This window comes from Mesorhizobium sp. M8A.F.Ca.ET.181.01.1.1, from assembly GCF_004792025.1.
GTDB lineage: Bacteria > Pseudomonadota > Alphaproteobacteria > Rhizobiales > Rhizobiaceae > Mesorhizobium.
Genome location: NZ_SRTV01000005.1, coordinates 218,157 through 239,934, shown reverse-complemented (window position 1 = coordinate 239,934; position 21,778 = coordinate 218,157). Strand labels below are relative to the sequence as shown.

The following is a 21,778-nucleotide window of genomic DNA, read 5'->3' as shown; positions in this document are numbered from 1 at the left end:
CTCGTCGTGATGAACTCGTGATTAATTGCCGGGATAAGCCGAGCCGGTACCCAAGAACCGCTTCGTCATCTCGCGGGCGGCTTCGTCTGACTGGGCCTTGCGGGCGGCATCCTCGGCCTCAGCTCGAAACTGCGTTGCGAGCAGCGTCTGGATCTGCATCTGCTGTTTTGTCGAAAGCGCCATCAGCTGGTTGGTGGCCTGGCTTGCCTGAAGCGCACCGGCCGCCCCTTGGCTGCGGTTGACGAGATCGGCGAGCAGATCGCCGTCGGCGCGGACGTTCTCGACGATTTGCGACTGGACACCCATGGTCTGGCGGAACGCCTGCATGGCGGTTTGCCAACGCTCCCGCGCAGCACTCGCCACATCGCTGACTTTGATCGTGGCGTCGTAGCTTTCCGGATATTGGCTGCGCCACTGGTCTTGAAGCTTGCCCAGATCAAAGCTGAGGCCACTCGCCTGGTCCATCAAGCCGTCGATGCGATGGAGCGAACCGGTGAGTTGGCCAACGGAAGAGAAATCCAGACGCTGAAGATTGCGCGCCATGTTCTGCAGCATGGTCGCCTGATTCTGCAGCGACTGGATTTGGTTGTTGATCTGCTCCAATGCGCGCGCGGCCGTCAGCACGTTCTGCGCATAATTGGACGGATCGAACACGATAAGGGCGTACGCGGGCTGCACATAGTCGGCCATAGGCTTGGCGATCAGGGAAACGGTGATCAGGCCGGAGAGAAGGCGTCGCCGCATCATGAGAATTGCTCCTTGTCTGGTTGAGGGAATTGCTTGAGAAGTTCGCCGGCCCAATCGAGGCCGCGCGCGATCAGGAACTGCGAGGCAAAGCTGCCTTGCCCGTCTTCGGACATGATCCTGTCGATCAGAGTCTGCGTGGCCGGATCGGAAGCACCGCAAAGCGCAAGAGCGATGGGGCCAAGCTCGAGCTCGAACAGACGGTTGCCGCGGCGCGATTGCAGATAATACTGACGCTTCGGCGTGGCGCGGGCGATCAATTCGATCTGCCGCTCGCTTAAACCGAAGCGCTCGTAGGCTGTGCGCGCCTGGGGTTCCACGGCACGATCATTGGGAAGGAAAATGCGCTGCGGGCAGCTTTCGATGATTGCCGGCGCTATGCCAGAGCCCGCGATATCAGCCAGCGACTGCGTAGCGAAGACAACCGACACGTTCTTCTTTCGCAGCACCTTCAGCCATTCGCGGATGCGGGCGGCGAACAGCGGATTGTCGAGATAGACCCACGCCTCGTCGAGCATGATCAGCGTGGGCCGTCCGTCGAACCGTTCCTCAAGTCGCTGGAACAGATAGGTAAGCACCGGCAGCAAAGCGCCTTGGCTGTGCATTAACTCCTCGGTCTCGAAACACTGCACATCCGACAAGGCCAGCCCATCATGATCGGCATCGAGCAGGCGGCCGAAGGGACCGTCGAGCGTGTAGGGCATCAATGCGGTCTTCAGCGCATTGGATTGAAGCAGGACCGAAAGACCGGTCAGTGTGCGTTCCTGCGCCGGCGCGGTGGCAAGGCTGGCCAGCGCTGACCAAATAGCCTCCTTCACCTCCGGCGTGACGGTGACGTTCTCGTGGGCAACAAGGCTGGCGATCCATTCGGCCGCCCAGCTTCGGCTAGCCTGGTCGTTGATGCTGCGCAGTGGCTGAAAGGCAAGGGAACCGTCCGCTCCTAGCGCGTGGTGTTCTCCACCCATGGCAAGTGTTGCAGCACGGGCCGAATTGCCTTTGTCGAAGACATAAACCTGGGCGCCGGCATAGCGCCTGAACTGCAGAGCAATCAGAGCAAGCAGAACCGACTTGCCGGCGCCGGTCGGACCAACAACCAGCATGTGGCCGACATCTTCGACGTGGGTGGAAAGCCGAAACGGTGTCGACCCACTGGTCTCGGCAACGAAAAGCGGTGGCGCTTCGGTTTGGGTGACTTTCGCGAGATGCTCGTTTGTCGCAGGACCGGCCCAAACCGACGACAGCGGCATGAGATGGGCAAGGTTCAATGTATGAACGAGCGGTTGGCGAACGTTAGCGTAGACATGGCCAGGCAATGAGCCGAGCCAAGCCTCGACCGCATTGACGCCTTCTCGGATCGTGGTGAAGCCGAGCCCATTGATGATGCGCTCGACCGCGCGAAGCTTCTCTGCAGCGGCTTGGCGATCCTCGCCCCACACCGTCACGGTGGTGGTGAGATAGCCGAAACTCACATGATCACCGCCCAATGCCTGAAGGGCTTCGTCGGCATCGAGCGCCTTGTTGTCGGCATCGTTATCGACAAGCGGGACCGGCTCGTTGGTAATGACCTCGCGTAGGATTGCCACGATCGATTTGCGCTTGGCAAACCACTGCCGGCGCAATCGCGTCAGCGTCTTCGTGGCTTCCGTTTTCTCGAGCGGAATGAAGCGCGTCATCCAGCGATAGGCGAAATCCTGATGATTGAGGGTATCGAGGATTCCGGGCCGGGTGAGGTTCGGAAAGCCGAGGATGGTCAGTGTGCGAAGATGCTGCTCACCCAGCATCGGCTCCAGGCCACCGGTAAGCGGCGCATCGACCAGGATTGCATCCAGATATATCGGCGTTTCCGGGGCCATGATAGGATGGCGACGAGGCGAAATCGTGCCGTGGAGGTAGGTCAACGTCTGAGCATCATCGAGGACGCGTACTTCGGACATGAAACCCGAGAAGAGATCGAGCACGCGGTTGGTCTCGTCACGGAACCTCGCCAGATCCTGGCGCCAGTCTCTTTCTCCTCGGGAATAATGAGAGTCGACGAGCGCGCTTTCTGCGCGCGCCTGGGCGTCCGGCGGTGGCATAAACACCAAGGTCAGATGATAGCGGCTCTCGTAGTGCGCTACCTTCCCCTCGAAAGCAGCGCGGCGTTCTTCGTCGACCAGCCACGACGCGGCGTCAGGAAAATGCGAGTTCGGATAGCCCAGCGCTTCTGTGCGCTCGGCCTCAAAGAACAATGCCCAGCCAGAGCCAAGGCGTCTGAGAGCATTGTTCGCCCGGGCGCAAATGCCGACGAGTTCAGCCTCCGTCGCACTTTCGAGATCCGGGCCGCGGAACCGCAACGTCCGCTGAAAGCTGCCGTCCTTGTTGAGCACGATGCCGGGCGCCACCAAGGCAGCCCAGGGTAGATGGTCGGCAAGCCGGTCGGCTTTGCTTCGATATTCCGAAAGGTTCAGCATGCAAGCCACCCCTTCAGACGTAGGTGGCGCACAAGCACGCTGGCGAAGTCCGGATCGCGTCTTGCGGCAAACACCGCTAACGAGTGGCCTGCGATCCAAAGCACCAGACCAGCAATCCATTGCTGCAAGCCGAAGCCAATGGCCGCGGCCACTGTACCGTTGAGGATCGCCACCGCGCGCGGAGCCCCGCCGAGCAGGATCGGCTCGGTCAGCGCCCGGTGGACCGGTACTGCGAAGCCCTCGATATGCTGCTCCCCGGCGGCCATCAGACGAGCGCCCCACCACCGAAGGAGAAGAAGGAGAGGAAGAAGCTCGATGCCGCGAAGGCGATTGACAGACCGAAGACGATCTGAATCAGGCGCCGAAAACCACCGGCGGTGTCGCCGAAGGCAAGCGTCAGGCCGGTGGTGATAATGATGATCACCGCAACGATCTTGGCGACCGGTCCCTGCACGGACTCCAGGATCTGCTGCAGCGGCTGCTCCCACGGCATGCCGGAGCCGGCGGCATAAACCGGGGCCGTGTTAAGAAACGCGAGCGCTGTGGACGAAAGAAAGCGAAGCTTCTTGCGCATGAGGAAGGCCTTTCAAAGCTGCTGGAGTTGCGAAAGCGTGAGCGGGGCAACGGCGTAATCGCCGCTGCCGTCGAGACCGGTGACCTCGGCGATTGCGTCGATGTGGCGCGACGAGCCGCGTCCCGCTATGAAGACGATCAGATCTATCGCCTCAGCGATGAGCCGGCGGGGAACGGTGACCACCGCTTCCTGGGCGAGTTGCTCAATGCGATAGAGAGCCGAGCGCGCGGAATTGGCGTGTACGGTAGCGATGCCGCCTGGGTGCCCGGTGTTCCATGCCTTCAGCATGTCGAGCGCTTCCGCGCCCCTCACCTCGCCCACGATGATGCGGTCCGGCCTGAGCCTCAGCGTCGAGCGCACGAGATCGGCAAGGGTGACCGAGCCCCGCCTTGTTCTCAGGGCAACGCAGTCCCTGGCCGCGCACTGCAGTTCGCGTGTGTCCTCGATCAGGATCACCCGATCGTCGCATTCGGCGACTTCAGCCAGCAGAGCGTTGGCGAGTGTTGTCTTCCCCGAGGAAGTGCCGCCGGCGATCAGCATGTTGCGCCGCTCGCGGACGGCCTTTTTCAGCGCATCGGCCTGCAGCGGCAGCATGATGCGTTCGGCAACATAGTCGGCCAGGGTGTAGACTTTCGCGGCGGGCTTGCGGATGGCAAAACATGGCGCCAACACCACAGGTGGCAGCAGGCCTTCGAAGCGTTCGCCAGACGGCAATTCGGCACTGACGATCGGGTTGTCGGCGTGCGCCTCGGCGCGCACGTGCGAAGCAACCAGGCGGATGATACGTTCTGCCTCGGACGGGTGCATGTGAACGTCGGTATCGACCCGACCTTCGCCTAACCGGTCGAGTCGCAGCGCGCCGTCGGGATTGACCATCACCTCGATGACGGACGGATCGGCCAGGGCTTCGGTGATTGCCGGACCCATGGCGGTGCGCAGCATGACACGCCGCCGGTGGTCGGCCTCGGGATGAGAGCTCATCCTTCCCCTCCCCCACCATTGTCTTTGCTAAGCGACTTTTTGCCGGAAGCGATCTGGCGGCCGACCTTCTCAACGAATTTCTCGAAACGCTCTTGGGCAATAGCCTGCGTTGCCCGATCCGGGACCGGCGTGTGGGCGTGAAGGGTGATCGAAAAGCGGATGAAGAGCGCCAGGCTCTCCAGGATCACCTCGGAATCGCGCCTGACGTGGGCAAGATCGCGGGAGAGCCGGTCAAGCCTTACGCCGTAGCGCCGATCGAACTCGCTCTCGCCACGCCGCTCGATGAACGCCTCGATCGCCTTCGCCACGATCGCTGATTTGGTCGTTGACGGATCGCGACTGAGGTTGTCCAGTTTCTCGCTGAGCTCCGGCTCAAGCAGAAACTGATGGCGAATGCGGTGCGGCTTCATGCGGCTCGTTCCGACGGCCCGGCGTTGCGCCGGCGACGGGAGAAGCATCGGCCAGACGCTCAAAATTGCTTATGGCCGTTATCTACGCTGAGGTGCGCTCTGCAACTCAGCGGACTTCAGAAGCCGGGAATGACATCGTCGCCCCTGCCCTCGTTGATACCGTAGGCGCGGGCCGCAGTGGAAATCCGATCCATGACACGCTTGTCCGCGAGCGCTTCGCTGTCATCGTCTGCGGGCTTGTACAGATCGGCCTGATCGGGCTCTTGAGAGACAACAACGTCTTCTTCGGGCAGGCTTGGATGGCGTTGCTGCTGAACGCCTCCCTCGTCTTCAACTGGCGCGTCGGCGCTTTCCTCGTCCGCAGCAAGTCGGCTATCGACGCTGCACACTTGTCCAGTCCAGCCGTCCGGGCGTGATGCAGGGCAGTCCGCATAGGGTCCGTCGTGCAGCACCGGCGCAGGCAGCACCCGATCTGTGAAATTCTGATCCTGATAATAGCGCAGCTTCTTGGCGCGGATCGGCGGCAACCCAGAAACCAGGACCAATTCGTCTGACGGCGGCAATTGCATCACCTCGCCTGGCGTCAGGAGCGGGCGCGCGGTTTCCTGGCGGCTCACCATGACATGTGAAAGCCAGGGCGCAAGCCGATGGCCCGCATAGTTGCGCATCGACCTAAGTTCGGTTGCGGTGCCGAGGGCATCCGAGATGCGCTTGGCCGTGCGTTCGTCATTGGAGGAAAAGGCAATTCGCACGTGGCAATTGTCGAGAATAGCATTGTTCTCGCCATAGGCCTTTGAAACCTGGTTCAAAGATTGTGCGATCAGATAGGAGCGAATGCCATAACCTGCCATGAAGGCGAGCGCCGTTTCGAAGAAGTCGAGGCGACCGAGCGCCGGAAACTCGTCCAGCATCATGAGCAGCTGATGCTTACGGCTCTTCTTCGGGTCCCCCTCCAGACGCTCCGTCAACCGCCTGCCGATCTGGTTCAAGATCAGTCGCACCAAAGGCTTGGTGCGCGAGATATCCGAAGGCGGCACGACCAGATAGAGCGACAGCGGTCGCTCTCCATCCACTAGGTCAGCGATGCGCCAGTCGCAGGACGAAGTGGCCGCCGCGACCGTTGGATCACGATAAAGCCCAAGAAAGGACATGGCGGTCGAGAGGACGCCTGAGCGCTCGTTTTCCGACTTGTTCAGGAGTTCGCGAGCCGCCGAGGCCACTACGGGATGGACCTGAGGGTTATGCCCCGTCCCGAGATGGTTTGTCGTCATCATCCGCCGTAGCGTTGCGGCAAACGAGCGTTGCGGGTCCGACAGGAAGGTGGCGACGCGGGCTAGCGTCTTGTCCTCTTCAGCGTAGAGCACGTGCAAAATGGCGCCAACTAGGAGTGAATGGCTGGTCTTCTCCCAGTGATTCCGTCGCTCCAGCGCGCCCTCGGGATCGACGAGGATGTCGGCGATGTTTTGAACGTCCCGGATCTCATCTGGGCCTTTGCGCACCTCCAGCAGCGGGTTGTAGCGTGCCGATCTCGGGTCGGTCGGATTGAACAGAAGGCAGTACGAGAATTTCGACCGCCAGCCGGAGGTCAACTGCCAATTTTCGCCTTTTATATCATGAATGATGGCAGACCCGGTCCAGGAAAGTAGCGTTGGAACAACCAGCCCCACGCCCTTGCCCGAACGCGTCGGCGCAAATGCCATGACGTGCTCCGGGCCGTCATGGCGCAGATAGCGATCGTTCAGCCTACCGAGGAAAACGCCCGCCGGCCGTAACAACCCTGCCGTCTCGACCTCATGAGTCGTGGCCCACCGTGAAGACCCATAGGTCGTAACCGACCCGCGCTGTCGCGCGCGCAAAAGCGAGCCTGCGATTGCGGCGGCACAGCCCAGGAATCCGCTGGCGCCTGCAAGCGTACCGGCTTTGTCGAAGACCTCCGGCGCATAAGCATCGAAGTGGAACCACCATTCAAACAGCTTCCACGGCTTGTAGATTGGCCAGCCGGCGAAGAGAAACCATGGTGCGCCGAGAGGCGTCTGGTAGGTCAGCATTTGAGCGCACCATTGGGTTGCCGTCCATACGCCGATAATGACAATTGCGCACACAACGGCGATCTGCCCGATCAGTAGCTTCGTAGGTGTCATCGGCTTGGCCCGCTGAACAACGCGACCTAGCATCGCGCGGTGCAGCCGGGACAGGAATGTTCCTCACATACGATTTGGGAGCAATGAACGACTTCCTACTATGCAGGTCGGTCAGCACGCGTGTTGCGCCTTCACGCGACACCATCCTCTCCATTCACCCTGAGGCCCGGCGCCGCCGACAGTTGCGTGACCGCTCCTCCGCAAAGTTATCTTCTGCGTTCAGGGAGCCAGGGCGCCTGGGCTGGCTGATGAACACCGTCCGCTCGCGCATGTGGGGTCGAATTGATTTGTGCCCAAGTGGAGGCAGGCTCATCATTCAACAGTTGCCGCAGTTCCCCTGGCTCGAACGCCATCATTGGTGGGGAGGCAGGCTCGTCTTCCAACAGTTGCCGCAGTTCCCCTGGCTCGAACGCCATCATCGGTGGGGAAGCGGGTTCATCCTCCAACAGCTGCCGCAGTTCCCCTGGCTCGAACGCCATCATCGGTGGGGAAGCGGGTTCATCCTCCAACAGCTGCCGCAGTTCCCCTGGCTCGAACGCCATCATTGGTGGGGAGGCAGGCTCGTCCTCCAACAGTTGCCGCAGTTCCCCTGACTCGAACGCCATCATTGGTGGGGAGGCAGGCTCGTCTTCCAACAGTTGCCGCAGTTCCCCTGACTCGAACGCCATCATTGGTGGGGAGTCAGGCTCGTCTTCCAACAGTTGCCGCAGTTCCCCTGGCTCGAATGCCATCATCGGTGGGGAGGCGGGTTCATCCTCCAGCAGCTGCCGCGGCTCTTCCTCGTGCGGCAAGCGCCTCCTTAGCCGGTCTTGCAGCGCCTGCCGATCGGCAACGAGGTTGTCGAGGGGCAGCGGCTCGTGGTCTGGCCGCTGCCCTTTCACCAATCGTTCAACCAGCGCCCACGTGCCCTCCAGGACAAATACGCCGCAATCATAATGGTTCGTCTGTCTGGCCATGGGGGCTGGCGCCAAGGTAGCATTCAGCAGTCCTGCGAGCTGTTTTGCAGGCACGTCGTTATATCCCTCTCGCTGGAGGGAGTCGTAGTGATAGGCGAACCGCCTTTCGGGGTCGCGGCGATCAACGAGCAGCAGCGACCAATGGGTGCCGGGGCTAGTAGCCGTGCCATTATTCACTGGCAAGAACAGGAAGTCGGCTGTGGCGTTGTTTTGATTATAGATGGACTGCAATATGCCTCGAGCGTCTTGCGGCGACGTGTGTCGCAGTAGATGGGATACGGAAGGATCCACCAGCCGAGTCCGGGCAGCGAGCGCCGGATTGATCCCCTGCAGTTGCCGCTCCAGCAAATTGTAATCTCTCTGGACATGGGCGTCGCTCAGCCATTCGGCGGCGCCGAGCACCCGCCCCGTTGCAACGTTGGACGGGGCTGTCGGATCGAGCGCCCCGATCTGAGCCCCAGAGGAACTGGTCGTCAGTGTGGTCACATCAACCAGTGGAAGGCCGCGGTAGGTGCCTGGCAGCTTAGCGGTTGCTGGCGAGGCGGGTTGGGGAGCTCTTGCCGGTGCCGCTGGCCCAGCTTCAGCAGCGGCCCCAACGCGCCTGGTGACTGCGTCTGCCGGATGAGCAGCAAGGACAGTTTCGCGCCCGAGCACAATGCGCGGCAGGATATCCCGGAGGTGAGCCAATGCAGAACCGATACTTAGTCTATTACCATAGGAGACAGCCTTGAAGCTCTCAACATCTTTATCCAGCGATTTGTCGTGAATCCGAGCGGCAATCCCAGGCTTGTTATTTTGACGCAGATACTGGCTAAAATGTCTAAGAAAATTTGTATAGCCGCCCACGGTATCTGGATTCCGTCCGGTCGCAGGCGCTGCCAGGTACTCCTTGGTCGAAGCGGCTCTGTAATCTCTAATGAGCTCGGCATCGTCAGGATAGGGGATCACGAGAGGGCGACCCATAATCGGGGCTCCGCTTGTCGACTTCTTGAGGTAACGCAGTGCGCCAGCCACGGTGGAGGAACCACCCGTACTCTCGTACTCCTTGAGATCCTGATCCAGCGACGAATGGTAAAGCCGAGCAGCAAACCCTGGCTTGTTGTTTTGAAGGAGCCACCGACTAAAGCCGAAAAGAGAATTTACATTGAAAGTGACCGTGTTCGCGCTGGCCTTACCCGCGTGGAATGCTGCCCTCAGCCCTTCGATAGCGGTCGCATCGTTGGAATAGACAGGACGCTTGTCGGAACCGTTGGGGACTACAATTGGACGATCCGGCTGCACTGTCGAGGACATCGAACCACCACCTCCGGGATGCGGTGCTGGGGTGGATTCGTGTTCATCCCTCTGCCTGACGAGCTGCGCCTCAGATTCCGGTGTAGCCACCTTATGAGGATCCTGCATCGGTTCGATCCCCTCCATCTCCTGCTGCAACCAAGCCAAAGCTTGGCGAGCGGCGGCTTCATCAACCGCGGAGGATGTCTCCACACCTCTGGCGGACGCCGGCAGAGCCTGCTCCGCCCGCCGTCGAAAGAGCTCTGGCGAGGCGGATTTCTCCGCCCACAATCTGGGCTGCGTAGCGAGTCCCCGTCCAGATTTATGTGGCACCGCCTCGCTTGGCAGCGGGCTGCTCCTGTCCCGTGCAGCTACCAGCCCCTCCGGGGCGCCCTGGTCGCCGTGGCGCCAGTTCAAGTGAGGGACGGCCTCTCCAAAGTCGGGTGCTTGGTGTTGGTGCGCGGTTGGGGCGAGAGACAATGGTAGATCGGTGCCCTCCTTATAACCTACCGGCAGGAGCTCCTCTGGCCAATCGAATCCCTGCTGTGGTGCGGTATGCTGAGCAGCGTCGCCACGGGGACGAGCCTCCATGCTGACCGCGTTTTCCAGATGACTCCCGAGTATAACGCGCGGCGGGTGCTTGCGGATATAAACCAGTGCAGATTCGATCGGAGCTCCACGAGTAGAGGAGGCGGCCTTGTAGCTCTCAACATCTTTATCCAGCGATTCATCGTAAATCCGGCCCGCAATCCCGAGCTTGTCATTTTGACGTAGGTAATGACTGAAATGGTTAAGAGCAGTTGCGTAGCCGCTCGCGGATCTGAAATGTCTAGTGAGCGCGGCGTCGTCAGGATGGGGGTTCAGGACAGCGCGACCCACAATCGGGGCGGCTCCGCCTATCGGCTTCATCAGTTGACGCAGTGCGCCAGCCACTGTGGAGGAACCACCCCTACTCTCGTACTCCTCGAGATCCTGGCTCAGCGACGGATGGTAAAGCCGAGCAGCAAACCCTGGCTTTTTGTTTTGAAAGAGCCAACGACTAAAGCCGAAAAGAGAATTTGCGCTGCGAGTGACCGTGTCCGGCCTGGCTTTACCCGCAAGGAGTGCAGACTTCAGCCCTTCGATGGCGGTGGCATCGTTGGAATAAACAGGACGCTTGTCGGCACCGTCGGGGGCCACAATTGGACGATCCGGCTGCACTGTCGAGGGCATCGACCCATCGAGATGCGGCGCTGGGGTGTATTCGTGCTCATCCCCCTGCATCGCGAGCTGCGCCTCCCGTTCCGATGTACCCACCTGATGGGCAGGGAGTTGCATCATCGCGCGAGCGCCTGAGTCACCAACCTGACCTGGTTGCCGCTCAGTGACAGCATGCTGCAGATTGCTTTGGATCCTCTGCCTCTTCGTTGGTCTCAACTCACCTTTGCCATGCGAGCCATTGACGAGGACATCCTCGCCTGGTGCACTCATCAACTCATCCGCCGCCTGCAATTCGCCCAAGTGCTGCTCAAAACCGGCTTGGCCGGCTTGTCCGCTTGCTCGTGCGGTACGGCGTGCTGCACCTGCAGCCAAGCTGCTACGATGAATGTCCAGTTTGTACGGGTGCACGCTAGCCTCACTTCCACAGATCACATGAGCAACCTACTCAGGCAAGCTTTCGAAAGGCTGACGAGGTCCGCCGCCGCGGAAGGCGAAGGCTGGTTTTCTGCTCAGCGGTTGACGGCCTAGCGTGTTGCGGCCGCGCCGGGTATCACGCCAATCAATCTGAATAGTCGATGCGTCAAACGAACCAGGATAGGATTTTCGTAGCGGGGCTGCTCTACTCACTCTTGTCCTGAGGTAGAATTCAACCATATCGCCGAGCAACTGGATGCCGATTGGATACCCGATCCGGAAAGCTTCAGCTCATATGTGACGCGAGGATGAGAATCGTGGCAGCTCCAGACCGACGGGCTGCCACCCACAGCGGCGATGACCGACGAGGGTCTTCTATTGCCAAGGTAATCGTCCGTTCGGGGACCTATGTGTTCCTATGCTCGTCGAGCGGATCGGGTGGGCCGCACCGCCGTAGCGTTACGGCGAGCGGAAGCGGCGTTGGGTGCGGCTTTTCCCCTGAACGCTTCACACCAGGCTGATAGGGGATCTTGCAATCGCACACACGCGGTCTGCAGGCGTGCCTATCAAGCAGTTTGCTCAGACCAACGTCGCGGCGAGCCTATCCTCAATACGCAGCGCAAGTCCTAGACTCCACGATCGTCCTTCGGTGCAGATTTGCTCGCGCCTCGCCCTGATTACAGCCGATAAGGCGAGCTAACAATTGCAAGAGCCACAAGCTACTCCAGCTCGATCGGTTTGCTGTTCCAGTCGGGCGGGGTCTGACCGAGAATGTTGCGAACGAAGAAGTCTAGGAGTTTGCGCTCGGTGTAGGTGCCTAGAGTATGGTGATTGGCACCAGGAACGTAGACAATGTCAAAATCTTTTCCTGCCTTGATGAGTCGATCGGCAAGCTGGAACGAGCAAAACGGATCGACATTATCATCCATTTCGCCGACCGCGATCATCAGCTTGCCCTGCAGCCTGTGAGCATTGTCAACGGCGGAGGATTGCGAATATTCAATGCCGACCGGCCACCCCATCCACAGTTCATTCCACCAGGTCTTGTCTATCCTGTTGTCGAAGCAGCCGTTTTTGGCGACGGCGACCTTGTAGAAATCGGGGTGAAAGAGCAGCGCGCTGACTGCACTCTGGCCGCCGGCGGATGCGCCAAAAATGCCGACGTTGGATATGTCGTACCATGGATATTGCGCGGCCGCCGCCTTGTGCCACAGAATGCGATCGGGAAATCCTGCGTCCTTCAGATTCTTCCAAGCAACATCATGGAAGGCGCGGGAGCGGTTGTTGGTGCCCATGCCGTCGATCTGAGCAACGACGAAGCCCAGCTGCGTGAGCGGCTCTGTCCACCGCGAGAAGGATTTTGGGACGAAGGAGCCGTGGGGTCCAGCATAGATATTCTCCACAACCGGGTATTTCTTCGTCGGGTCGAAGTTGGCTGGCAGGTGGAGCACACCCCAGATGTCAGTTTTGCCGTCGCGCCCCTTGGAATGGAAACTGAGCGGCGGCTGCCAGCCTGCGGCGACGAGCTCGGAAATGTCGGCCGTCTCGATCTGCTGGAGCTTGGCATTGTCGCTGGCGCGGTAGAGTGCCATGCGCGGGGGCAGATCGATGCGTGACCAGAGATCGACATAATAGCGCCTGTCAGGCGAGAACTCGATATGGTGGTTGGCCGGTTCGGGCGTCAGTGCAGTCAGTCCCTTGCCGTCAAAGCCGATGCGGTAAGCATGGACCCAATAGGGGTCCTCCTGCGAGTTCATCCCGCTCGCCTCGAACCAGATCTGACGCTTCACCGGATCGACATGGTTGACCCTCCGGACGACCCACTCACCTCGGGTGATCTGGTTTTCGAGCGCGCCTGTCCGGCCGTTGAAAAGATACAAATGCTCATACCCGTCGCGCTCTGATGCCCAGATGATCTCCTTCCCGTCATCGACATCGTAACGGAAGATTTTTCCGGCATCCTCCTGGCCATGCCCCAGCGGCAAATAATCCACGAATGTCTCGCTGGTCTCATCGATCAGGGAGCGCCCGCGGCCCGAGGCGGCGTCTACCTCGACCAAGCGATAGAGCTGATGCCCGCGCTGGTTATATTCGAAAGTGAAGCCGCGGCTGTCCGCCCACCACCGGAGAGGGGAAAGTTCGAAGACGTTCGAGAAGAGGGCACCGTCAATCACGATCTGGCGCCGGCCGGCAATGTCGAACAGGACTGGTTGGGGCAGCGGAAGGACATCGCCCGGCCTGGGATAGAATATTGTTGAATATTCCCGCTCCAACTGGTCCGTCGATGAATTGAGGTAGCGGACCTCTCGCCTATAGCCGGGGCGAACAAGGTAAGCGGCGAGGTGGCGCGAGTCCGGCGACCAGCTCAGCGTCGAAAAGACGTAGCAATTGCCTTCGGCTCCGTCCCGGCTCAGAGGAACATCCTGCAATCCGTCCTCGCTGCGCAGGAAAACGTTGCAGTTCTTGATATAGGCGATCCATTTGCCGTCGGGCGACGCGTTGCTCTTGTCGGGGTTGTTCTCCGCTGGCGGCGTGTAGCGGTGGCTGAGCTCCCTACGGTCCCCTTTCCTTGCATCGAATGTGGTGCTGGTACAGTCATAGCTTGCAAGGTCGCAGCTCCACCGGGTGTCTTCAATCTGGAAGTCGAGCCTGCGACCATCCTCACTCAGTTCGAAACGGTCGAACGGAAGATTGCCGGCTTGATAGCTCTCATGGCTCACCTTGTTTAGCGCTGCCGCCAGACGCGCCTGATCGAAAGCGGGCCGCTTGAAACCCGTGGCAGCATCGACCTGCATGAACTGCTGCTCGCCGTGGCTAGTCCGGCGGTAGACGAAGGCTTCACCCCCGGTCAGCCAGAAAGGCATTTTGGGGACATTGACAGTGAGCCCGCCATATCGATCGTTGATCGTAAGTGCGCGCTTGAAATCGGCCGGCGCTAGCGTCGGGTGTAAACTTTTCGAACCCTTGGCCAGCGTCTGAGTTGCCGATCGCCATGCCGCGCGCGTCAAAGCGCCGATCCTGGACATACCTGTTCACTTCTTTCGGTTTTCGGAATGCTAATTTTGAAGTTGGGTTCTCGTCGCCGGTCTGCAGCAGCGCCGAGCGTCGCCTTGGAGGAGAGCCAGCACGCGGGTGCAGCCAGGCACGCGCAACAGGGGCGCTCCTTGGACATCCAGGCACTGGTTCGGGTGCCGATTGAAGAGTTGGCGTCCGTCGCCGAAACAACCAGGAAAGAGCGTCCATGCAGCCCTGACGCGACTATTTCCCCGCGAGTATGGCCGCTTGCTTTTCTGCATCATCTGAAAGGTCCTGCTCTAGTCGGGCCGGATGTCACCCCGGCAGATTGTGCTATTTCGACAATCTCCGAGCGATTGCCGCCGGCCCATGACGAGGTTTACCGATAGGGCGCAATATGCGTGCCAAAGGAAAAGCGGTTTAATACACGGCAATCCGCCTATGTCGCATCCCCAACATCGTCGCACACCGGACAATGCCGGACGATATTGTCCCGGGGCGTCAAATTGGTTTGATGGTGACCCAACAACTGGCGGATGACGATCTCGAAATGCGCGACAACGGCCTCGGTGGACACTGTCGCCGCGCCCAGCACGCTGGCCGCCTGCCCGGCGATGTCCGCGCCCAGGCGGATGGCCTTGGCCACGTCGACGCCATCGCGGATCCCGCCCGACGCGATCAGCTTCACCGTTGGCAGCGCCCGACGCACCGCCTGCACGCTGGTCAGGGTGGGAATCCCCCAATTGGCGAATGACATCGCCACTGCACGGTCGGCGGCATTGCGGGCGCGCTCGCCCTCCACTGCGGCCCAACTGGTGCCGCCGGCGCCGGCGACATCGATTACCGCCACGCCCGCCTCGACGAGCGCACAGGCCACCGAGGCGGACAGGCCGCCCCCACTTCCTTGGCCACGATCGGCACGCCCACGATGCGCGCGGCGCCAGCGATCAGCGCCAGGACGCCGCGCCAGTCGCGGTCGCCCTCCCGGCTGTACCGCTTCCTGCAGCGGATTGAGATGGACGATGAGCCCATCGGCCTCCAGCGCGTCCACCGCGCGACGCGCCAGGTCCAGGCCGTCGGCCTCCCGCAGTTGCGCGGCGCCGATATTGGCCAGCAAGGGAATGTCTGGCGCCAGGCGGCGCAGCGCGCGCGTTAGCCCCTGGGAGTTACGGGATTGCAGGCTCACACGCTGCGAACCGCACATGGCGATCCGCAAGGCTTGCGCTGCCTCGCTCAAATGCCGGTTGATGGCCTCGGCCCGTGGCATGCCGCCGGCCATAGAGCTGATCAGCAGCGGCGCGCGCATAGCCTTGCCCAGCAGCGAGGCGCGCAGGTCGATCTGCGTCAGGTCCAACTCGGGCAGTGCGCAGTGTTCGAAATGGATGTACTCCCAGCCAGCGGCCACCGTGGCCGGCGCCGTTCGCCGATCCAGCACCAGCGAAGCGCGCAGCTGAGCGCAGCCCTCGAATCCGGAGAGAACGCACGGTACGCCGTGCCCCAGCGCCTGCTCCACGGCGGCGAGCTGCTCCGGCGCGATCAGGCCAACGTCGTTGCAATCGTCTAGCCAGAACAGCAGCGCCAGTTCGCGATAGAACGCCACGATCAGCGTTTCGTTCTGCGGATCACGGCCGGTGCGGGCGCTGGTGTCGCGCAGGCTCGGGTGAATGCGTTGCAGGATTGGGGGACGCGTGACGCAGTCAAAGCTCCCCTTGCCAAGCACGGAGCAGGCGAGTGAGAGAGCAGATGAATAGGCGTGTCGCCAATATTTTCGCATTGCTATAATCGATTATACTTGTGAGGAGCAATTTGAGACCATTTACTTGCGGCTCAAGTCACCCATAAAAGAAGGCAAGCACCGATTCGGTAGCTTATCCCCTGTCTTTCGCGTACTCGCGGCCGTGGCGCCGGGTGAACGATTGAAGACCGCCGGTCTCACTCGCAGGTGGGCGCCAGGGCGTGGGACGGTTGGCAAGCCACAGGAGTAGGACAATGTCGAAGGATTCGGGTAAGGGCGATAATCACGGCGGCGGGCCGGGCAAGATCGAGATCACGATGGTGGTGAACGGCCAGCCCACGCAGGTCGAAGCCAATCCCAACCAGCCGCTTCACGTCATTCGTACCAAAGCCCTTGAGAACACGCAGAATGTCGCCCAACCAGCCGAGAATTGGGAATTGAAGGATGAGGCCGGCAACTTGCTCGACGTCGACAAGAAGCTTGGCGATTTCGGTTTCCCGAATACTGTGACCCTGTTCCTCAGCCTGAAGGCGGGCGTCGCAGGTGCCTAAACCCCAAAGTGTGGATCCGGAGGTCTCCCGAGCGAAGTTTGATCGGGAGATCGGCCGGTTCCGGCCATATGCTGATGTCTATCGGGCTCAGGGCTGCTTCTTGATCGAGGCGACCTTTCCGCGCGCTTTCTTCATTTTCGCAAGCCTCAAGTTAAAACCACGGGTGATCAGCGCAGCGAGCGAGGTCGACTTCACCGACTACGACTTAAGACCACCGTCCGTGGTCTTCGTCGATCCGTTTACGCGTCATCCGATTGCCCGGAAAGATCTATACCTGAAAATGCTTAGACGTCCGCCGCTGCCCGGAACGCCGCCGGAGATGATAGGAGCTCTCATCCAGCAGAACGCCGTGCCGCTGACGGACTTCATCCAGGCCAACAGTCCCGAGGACGAACCATTCCTGTGCATGGCGGGCGTCCGGGAATACCACGACAATCCAGCCCATTCAGGTGATCCATGGCTACTTCATCGGGGTTCTGGCGAAGGCTGTTTGGCCTTCATCCTGGACAAGATCATCAAGTACGGAATCATTCCTATAGAGCAGTTGCAGATTCAACTCCCACCGGCAATCGTAGGAATGGTGGTATCCCCTCAGGCGATACAAGAATGACTGGTTTGAGAGATGTAACGATCGTGACTCTCCCGCGCGGCTGCATCTCGACCACGCATGGGCATCTGCGCTCAGTTGGTCGCGAAGGCAATGAGGGGATGGCGCTCTGGGTCGGCGTTCAGCAAGACCGGCACTTTGCCGTAACAGAGACGGTTATCCCGGCGCAGCGTCACATTCGGACAAACGATGGCGTTTGCGTGATCGTTGCGGCCGAAGAACTGCACCGGCTCAATGTCTGGCTCTACAAAAGCGGCCTGAAACTCTTGGCCCAGATTCACAGCCATCCGGGCCGCGCCTACCATTCGACGACGGACGACGCTTATGCGGTTGCTACCACGGTTGGGTGTCTGTCGCTGGTAGTGCCGAATTTCGCCCGCGAGCCTTTCGATTTTGCTCGGGTCGCCGCCTATCGGCTTGACGAAAAGGCCAAATGGAATGCGCTCCCTCCCGCGGCACTGTCGCGAATGATCATGATATCGAGTTGAACAATGGCATTCGCTAACTTCATCGATCGTGCCGCCACGGCGGCATCTCAGGTCCTGGCCGATTTTCATCTGGGAGACTTCAAAGCAGCTCTTGAAAAGCAGGTCGTGGCAGTCGCCTTCGACCATCAGGCCGCTTCCTGCGCCGAAGGCCAGGCGACACTAGATCTTGCGGTGAGATTGCTCGCTAGGCTCTACCCGGTTCTGGCGATACTCCCGCTGGACAGCGCGGCGAGCTCTCAAGCCCAAGCGCTGGAGCGCTTGGCAAAGTCGATCAATCCAAAAGTCGGCATCCGGCGTTCCGGCAAGTCTGCCACCGTCTGCGTCGTTGCAGGGGTAACGCGCCCATCACTCCGGTGCCCGATCTTTTTCGTGGGATCGGACGGTTGGGCGGCAAAGCTGTCGCGTACGGACCCGGTGGGCTCTGGCCCAAGTCTGCTGCCTTTTGGAGCTGGCGCCGCCAGTTGCTTCGGCGCCGCCAACGTCTTTCGAACTATCTTCGCCGCCCAGTTGACCGGCGCCGAGTTGGACGAAACCATCGACCTCTCGCTATGCAGCTACGACAAGACCAAAGCCGGGGAGGCTGGCCCGATCGACTTCCCAGTCGACCTTGGCGAAACCCACCTCGTTGGGCTCGGTGCGATAGGCCATGGCTCGCTTTGGGCGCTAGCGAGACAACCCGATCTCAAGGGTCGTCTGCATGTAATCGATCACGAAGCGATCGAACTCTCAAACCTGCAGCGCTACGCATTGGCCGGCCAGGCGGAGATTGGTATGTCCAAGGCGGTTCTTGCAGCCACCGCCCTTAGATCGACTGGCCTTGAGGTCGAGGCGCACCCTCTGACGTGGGCAGAATATGTTGCGCGCCGGGGCAATTGGGTCTTAGACCAAGTGGGTGTGGCGCTTGACACCGCCGCCGACCGTCTGGCTGTCCAAGGTGCACTGCCGCGATGGATCGCAAACGCTTGGATGCAGGAGCACGATCTCGGTATCTCCCGGCATGGTTTCGATGACGGCCAGGCTTGCCTTTGTTGCATGTACCTGCCATCCGGAAAATCCAAGGACGAGCACCAGCTGATTGCCGAGGAACTCGGAATACCGGAAGCACACGAGCAGGTGAAAACGCTCCTGCAGACAAATGCCGGAGTTCCCAACGACTTTGTAGTTCGCGTGGCTACAGCGATGGCTGTGCCGTTTGAACCGCTAGCCCCGTTTGTCGGCCAGCCCCTGCGCTCCTTTTATCAGCAGGCTATCTGCGGCGGTCTGGTGTTCCAGCTTAGCGAAGGAAGTCGCCGCGTTCGAACTGTGGTTCCGATGGCCTTTCAGTCGGTGCTTGCCGGGATTATGCTTGCCGCGGATTTGGTCAAGCATAGTGCGGGGTTTCCCATGAGCCCGACGACGAGCACTCGGGTGAATCTTCTGCGCCCCCTTGGCTCTCACTTGCACGATCCGAAGGCCAAGGACTCCAGCGGCCGCTGCATCTGTAGCGACGACGATTTCATTGCCGCTTACAGGCGCAAATACGGAGCGCGTTGATCAGGTAAGCGATGTCTCGGCCGCCTAAGCAGACGCGCACCTCTCCGTAGACGCAGGGGGCGCGGCTTGTGGGCGTGACCATGGGCGCCATTATGACACGCTTGGCCCGCTCCTTTGCCGGCCTATCGTCCTCCGCGCATGATCCCGTGCCGACGTGATGATCCAGCACCAGCCGCCATGGCACCAGAGGCTGGTCAAACCTCCGTTGTTGGCCGGTTTGGACAGTGCTGCATCAGGTCTCGACCGACGTCTCGACAGTCAGGGCTGCTTCGACGGGTGTGAAGATGTCAACATCGACCCCAGGCGCCCGAATCGTCACAATCAGGGCGTACCGAGCCAGAGCGTCGACGCGTTCCAGGTAAGGCTTCTCCTTCCACCAGCCCCCGACCGGGAACACGCCGATCGCGTCACGCTCGGCGAGATCGGCGGCGCTGCCCGACCAGAAATCGGCGTGCAACGAGCCGCGATCGCGGAAGGTGCCGAGCAGCCACTCTTCTCCGCCTCCAGCAGGCGCCCCTTCCTCCTCGTCCCGAGCGGCCTGATTGATGCGGGCTCGGAATTCGTCGACTGTCTCGGTCGCTGACTTTACTCTGAACCGAAGACCATGGGACGCGTAACGATGCCGGCGGGTCCATCCGCGTTCACCGGGGTTGGGTTCGATGAAATAGGACAGCGTGACGCGGAGCTCGACCTGGGCAGCGCCGAGCGCCGCGAGCTGCTCCTTCGGCCAAGGCAGGCGATGCAGCTTCATGTCACGCGTTTTGGCAGCCGCGCCGCCCTCGCGCTGGAAAGGCTGAAGCTCATCTTCAACGATAAGCGTGAGGTCGTTCACCGTTGACAGAAGCGCGCGCCCAAGATCTGGCACGCCGTAACCATAGCGCCGCACGAGCGCCTGGATCTCGCCCTTCGCTCCGTTGCACGCATCGATGCGTGCGCGCATCGCCGGAGTCCATTCGGCCGAGTGGACGATCAGGGCGCGAACCGATTCAGGCCACAGCTCGGGGCGCGCTGATAGAATTAGTCCCGCCATCCGTGCGGCATGGGCCGTTGCCGCGCTCGTATCTCCGAGGGTGGTGAAGTGGCGCAGTTCGGGTCGACAGAAAGTGGTCAATATCTGCAGATCGTCGATCGGCTCGCCGGGCAACACACCGTCATGGGCGAGATTGCCGCCTTCGAAGACGACCTCGGGCTTCACCGGCCACTGCCTGTCCCAAACGACCGAAGTGCGACTGCGCGGCGAGAGCTCGCCGACCGGCGCGATCGGAGCGTAGCCCGAAAAGTCGGTGTCAATGATATCGACCTTTTCTGTGAAAGCGCCGACCGTCAGCGCATTCCAGGCCTGAGAAGGATCATCGACTGCTTCCAGATCGTTGCGCGTCAAATGCTCGGCCGGCATGAGGTCATCGCCGATGTTGCCGGCAGAGAGAACGATCAAGCGTCGCTGTTCCTCTTCGAAACAGAGTTGGTCGATAGCGGCAGACCACGATGTGGGCCTTCCACGCGCCGGACTGGCGCTTGTCACAGCCATTGCGATCGCGCGGCGGCGCTCCGGCGCCTGCACCTCGGCGCGGGCGATCGCTTCCGCGGTGATCGCGCCATAGAGTTCTGGATCGTTTGCCTCGTCTTCTGGCGGAAGGATACGAACACTCTCCAGCCGAAAGGGCAATGGAACTGGATCGCCTCCGACCAGGAGCGGGACCAGATCACCGTACAGGCCGACACCTGCCATTCGCGTCCCGTGGCCGCTCCACGCAGGTGTGTCGTCGCTGCCCCATGCCGGTTTGACGGTGTGCCAGTCTTAAACGGCAAGTGCGGGTTCGATCAACGGGTGGGTGCGACGCACGCCGCTGTCGAGAATGCAGACCGCAATATCGGATTGAGGCGGTCTGACGCGCCCGAGAAGCTCGTCGCTCCAGTCCCTTTGCTCCGCGCCGCCAAGGCCCAGGAAGAAGGACGGCGTATCCTTCGCGCGCCGCAGCTCGGCGACGACATCGCTGTGCGCAATCATGCGGTCGAGCATTGCCGTGCTGGCGAGGGCCAGCATGACCACCCGCTCCGGAAACCTAACCGCATGCGTGCGCAAAGTGATGTTCAGGGCTTCGGCAATGTGCTCGAAGTTCTCGCGGCGACCGTCGCGCAGCCAGACTTCCCACCACACCTGCTCGTCAGCGGCCTGGGGGAAGAGGTCGTCGTGGTCGGTAAACAACGATCGTGCAGTCGCCAGCCTGACTGTCTCCATGCGGGAGACGAGCGGCTCGTTGCGCGGTCTGCCGCGGTCAGTATCAACGTCTCGATACGCCTCGACTTTCCGCAAATAATAGGCTTGCGCGCTTTGCGGCAGGAACACCGACGCTGTGATGGGAGCACCGGGTTGAGTTGGCTCATGGACGGCGACCAGCTCCATGTGCTGGCGACGATCGGCCAACTGGTCGAGGGCCGCCCGTCCGGACATGGGCAGATCGATCGCGAGGTAAAAGCCAGGCGTGCCGACCGACAGCTGGGGGTCACGCGCCGCAATCTGCTGGCGTGCACTTTCGACCGCTTGTTCGATGGATTGCGTCAAGGCCGCAGCATGCGACGCCCGATCACGCGCCGGCAGCGGCGGTGCATGTATAAGTTGGTTGGGCCGCCGATAGGCTTCCCGAATGCCGTTGTTGCGAAGGTGGATATGGGCGCGGTCGCGCGGAAAATCGTCTGCCATTATGAT

Annotated in this window: 13 protein-coding genes and 3 pseudogenes; 4 read left to right on the top strand and 12 right to left on the bottom strand. The window is 61.0% G+C overall.

Annotated features, from left to right (window positions below):
- Positions 1-21 precede the first annotated feature (21 nt).
- From trbJ to EN824_RS35630, 11 genes and pseudogenes are all read right to left on the bottom strand, one after another.
- A complete protein-coding gene (gene trbJ / locus EN824_RS19600) occupies positions 22-747 on the bottom strand; it encodes a P-type conjugative transfer protein TrbJ (protein WP_024502854.1) in 726 nt (241 codons plus the stop codon).
- Positions 744-3,194, bottom strand: a complete 2,451-nt coding sequence (trbE, locus tag EN824_RS19595) for a conjugal transfer protein TrbE (protein ID WP_126057782.1) — start codon at positions 3,192-3,194, stop codon at positions 744-746. Before trbE ends, trbJ begins: the two co-directional genes overlap by 4 nt.
- Positions 3,188-3,460 (bottom strand): VirB3 family type IV secretion system protein, encoded by a 273-nt coding sequence (locus tag EN824_RS19590; protein WP_024502852.1) that lies wholly within the window; start codon positions 3,458-3,460, stop codon positions 3,188-3,190. Before EN824_RS19590 ends, trbE begins: the two co-directional genes overlap by 7 nt.
- Complete coding sequence (locus EN824_RS19585) at positions 3,460-3,768, bottom strand: TrbC/VirB2 family protein (RefSeq protein WP_126057781.1); 309 nt, start codon at positions 3,766-3,768, stop codon at positions 3,460-3,462. Before EN824_RS19585 ends, EN824_RS19590 begins: the two co-directional genes overlap by 1 nt.
- 12 nt (positions 3,769-3,780) lie before the next feature.
- A complete protein-coding gene (gene trbB, locus EN824_RS19580; RefSeq protein ID WP_024502850.1) occupies positions 3,781-4,749 on the bottom strand; it encodes a P-type conjugative transfer ATPase TrbB in 969 nt (322 codons plus the stop codon).
- Complete coding sequence (locus EN824_RS19575) at positions 4,746-5,159, bottom strand: CopG family transcriptional regulator (protein ID WP_095488561.1); 414 nt, start codon at positions 5,157-5,159, stop codon at positions 4,746-4,748. Before EN824_RS19575 ends, trbB begins: the two co-directional genes overlap by 4 nt.
- A 116-nt stretch (positions 5,160-5,275) precedes the next feature.
- Positions 5,276-7,300, bottom strand: a complete 2,025-nt coding sequence (locus tag EN824_RS19570; protein ID WP_024502848.1) for a conjugal transfer protein TraG — start codon at positions 7,298-7,300, stop codon at positions 5,276-5,278.
- A gap of 206 nt (positions 7,301-7,506) precedes the next feature.
- Positions 7,507-11,028: a Ulp1 family isopeptidase gene (locus tag EN824_RS19565; RefSeq protein ID WP_245454737.1), complete on the bottom strand. Its 3,522-nt coding sequence runs from the start codon at positions 11,026-11,028 to the stop codon at positions 7,507-7,509.
- An 833-nt stretch (positions 11,029-11,861) separates the two neighbouring features.
- Positions 11,862-14,168 (bottom strand): S9 family peptidase, encoded by a 2,307-nt coding sequence (locus tag EN824_RS19560; protein ID WP_126080685.1) that lies wholly within the window; start codon positions 14,166-14,168, stop codon positions 11,862-11,864.
- 515 nt (positions 14,169-14,683) lie between these two features.
- A pseudogene (fni, locus tag EN824_RS19555) lies at positions 14,684-15,607 on the bottom strand (type 2 isopentenyl-diphosphate Delta-isomerase); the annotation flags it as partial.
- Positions 15,596-15,835 (bottom strand): annotated as a pseudogene (locus tag EN824_RS35630) (hypothetical protein); the annotation flags it as partial. The pseudogenes EN824_RS35630 and fni, both read right to left, overlap by 12 nt.
- A 311-nt stretch (positions 15,836-16,146) precedes the next feature.
- On the opposite strand from EN824_RS35630, the gene EN824_RS19550 reads away from it, so the two are divergent.
- Genes EN824_RS19550 through EN824_RS19535 form a run of 4 tightly spaced genes read left to right on the top strand, consistent with a single transcriptional unit; the run spans position 16,147 to position 19,071 of the window.
- The gene (locus EN824_RS19550; protein WP_126057779.1) at positions 16,147-16,443 is read left to right on the top strand and encodes a DUF2604 domain-containing protein; all 297 of its coding nucleotides are present in this window, start codon (positions 16,147-16,149) and stop codon (positions 16,441-16,443) included.
- Complete coding sequence (locus EN824_RS19545; RefSeq protein ID WP_126057778.1) at positions 16,436-17,053, top strand: putative metal-binding protein; 618 nt, start codon at positions 16,436-16,438, stop codon at positions 17,051-17,053. The genes EN824_RS19550 and EN824_RS19545 overlap by 8 nt, the downstream gene beginning before the upstream one ends.
- Entirely contained in the window at positions 17,050-17,538 is a 489-nt protein-coding gene (locus EN824_RS19540; RefSeq protein ID WP_126057777.1) for a Mov34/MPN/PAD-1 family protein, read from the top strand. The genes EN824_RS19545 and EN824_RS19540 overlap by 4 nt, the downstream gene beginning before the upstream one ends.
- Before the next feature lie 3 nt (positions 17,539-17,541).
- Complete coding sequence (locus tag EN824_RS19535; RefSeq protein ID WP_126057776.1) at positions 17,542-19,071, top strand: E2 ligase fold family C protein; 1,530 nt, start codon at positions 17,542-17,544, stop codon at positions 19,069-19,071.
- A 232-nt stretch (positions 19,072-19,303) separates the two neighbouring features.
- Here the strand turns inward: EN824_RS19535 and EN824_RS19530 are convergent.
- Positions 19,304-21,772, bottom strand: a pseudogene (locus tag EN824_RS19530) (S8 family peptidase).
- Positions 21,773-21,778 lie beyond the last annotated feature (6 nt).

Coding starts and splice junctions, on each gene's coding strand:
- trbJ (WP_024502854.1), bottom strand. CDS start 747: ATGATGCGGCGACGCCTTCTCTCCGGCCTGATCACCGTTTCCCTGATC.
- trbE (WP_126057782.1), bottom strand. CDS start 3,194: ATGCTGAACCTTTCGGAATATCGAAGCAAAGCCGACCGGCTTGCCGAC.
- EN824_RS19590 (WP_024502852.1), bottom strand. CDS start 3,460: ATGGCCGCCGGGGAGCAGCATATCGAGGGCTTCGCAGTACCGGTCCAC.
- EN824_RS19585 (WP_126057781.1), bottom strand. CDS start 3,768: ATGCGCAAGAAGCTTCGCTTTCTTTCGTCCACAGCGCTCGCGTTTCTT.
- trbB (WP_024502850.1), bottom strand. CDS start 4,749: ATGAGCTCTCATCCCGAGGCCGACCACCGGCGGCGTGTCATGCTGCGC.
- EN824_RS19575 (WP_095488561.1), bottom strand. CDS start 5,159: ATGAAGCCGCACCGCATTCGCCATCAGTTTCTGCTTGAGCCGGAGCTC.
- EN824_RS19570 (WP_024502848.1), bottom strand. CDS start 7,300: ATGACACCTACGAAGCTACTGATCGGGCAGATCGCCGTTGTGTGCGCA.
- EN824_RS19560 (WP_126080685.1), bottom strand. CDS start 14,168: ATGTCCAGGATCGGCGCTTTGACGCGCGCGGCATGGCGATCGGCAACT.
- EN824_RS19550 (WP_126057779.1), top strand. CDS start 16,147: ATGTCGAAGGATTCGGGTAAGGGCGATAATCACGGCGGCGGGCCGGGC.
- EN824_RS19540 (WP_126057777.1), top strand. CDS start 17,050: ATGACTGGTTTGAGAGATGTAACGATCGTGACTCTCCCGCGCGGCTGC.
- EN824_RS19535 (WP_126057776.1), top strand. CDS start 17,542: ATGGCATTCGCTAACTTCATCGATCGTGCCGCCACGGCGGCATCTCAG.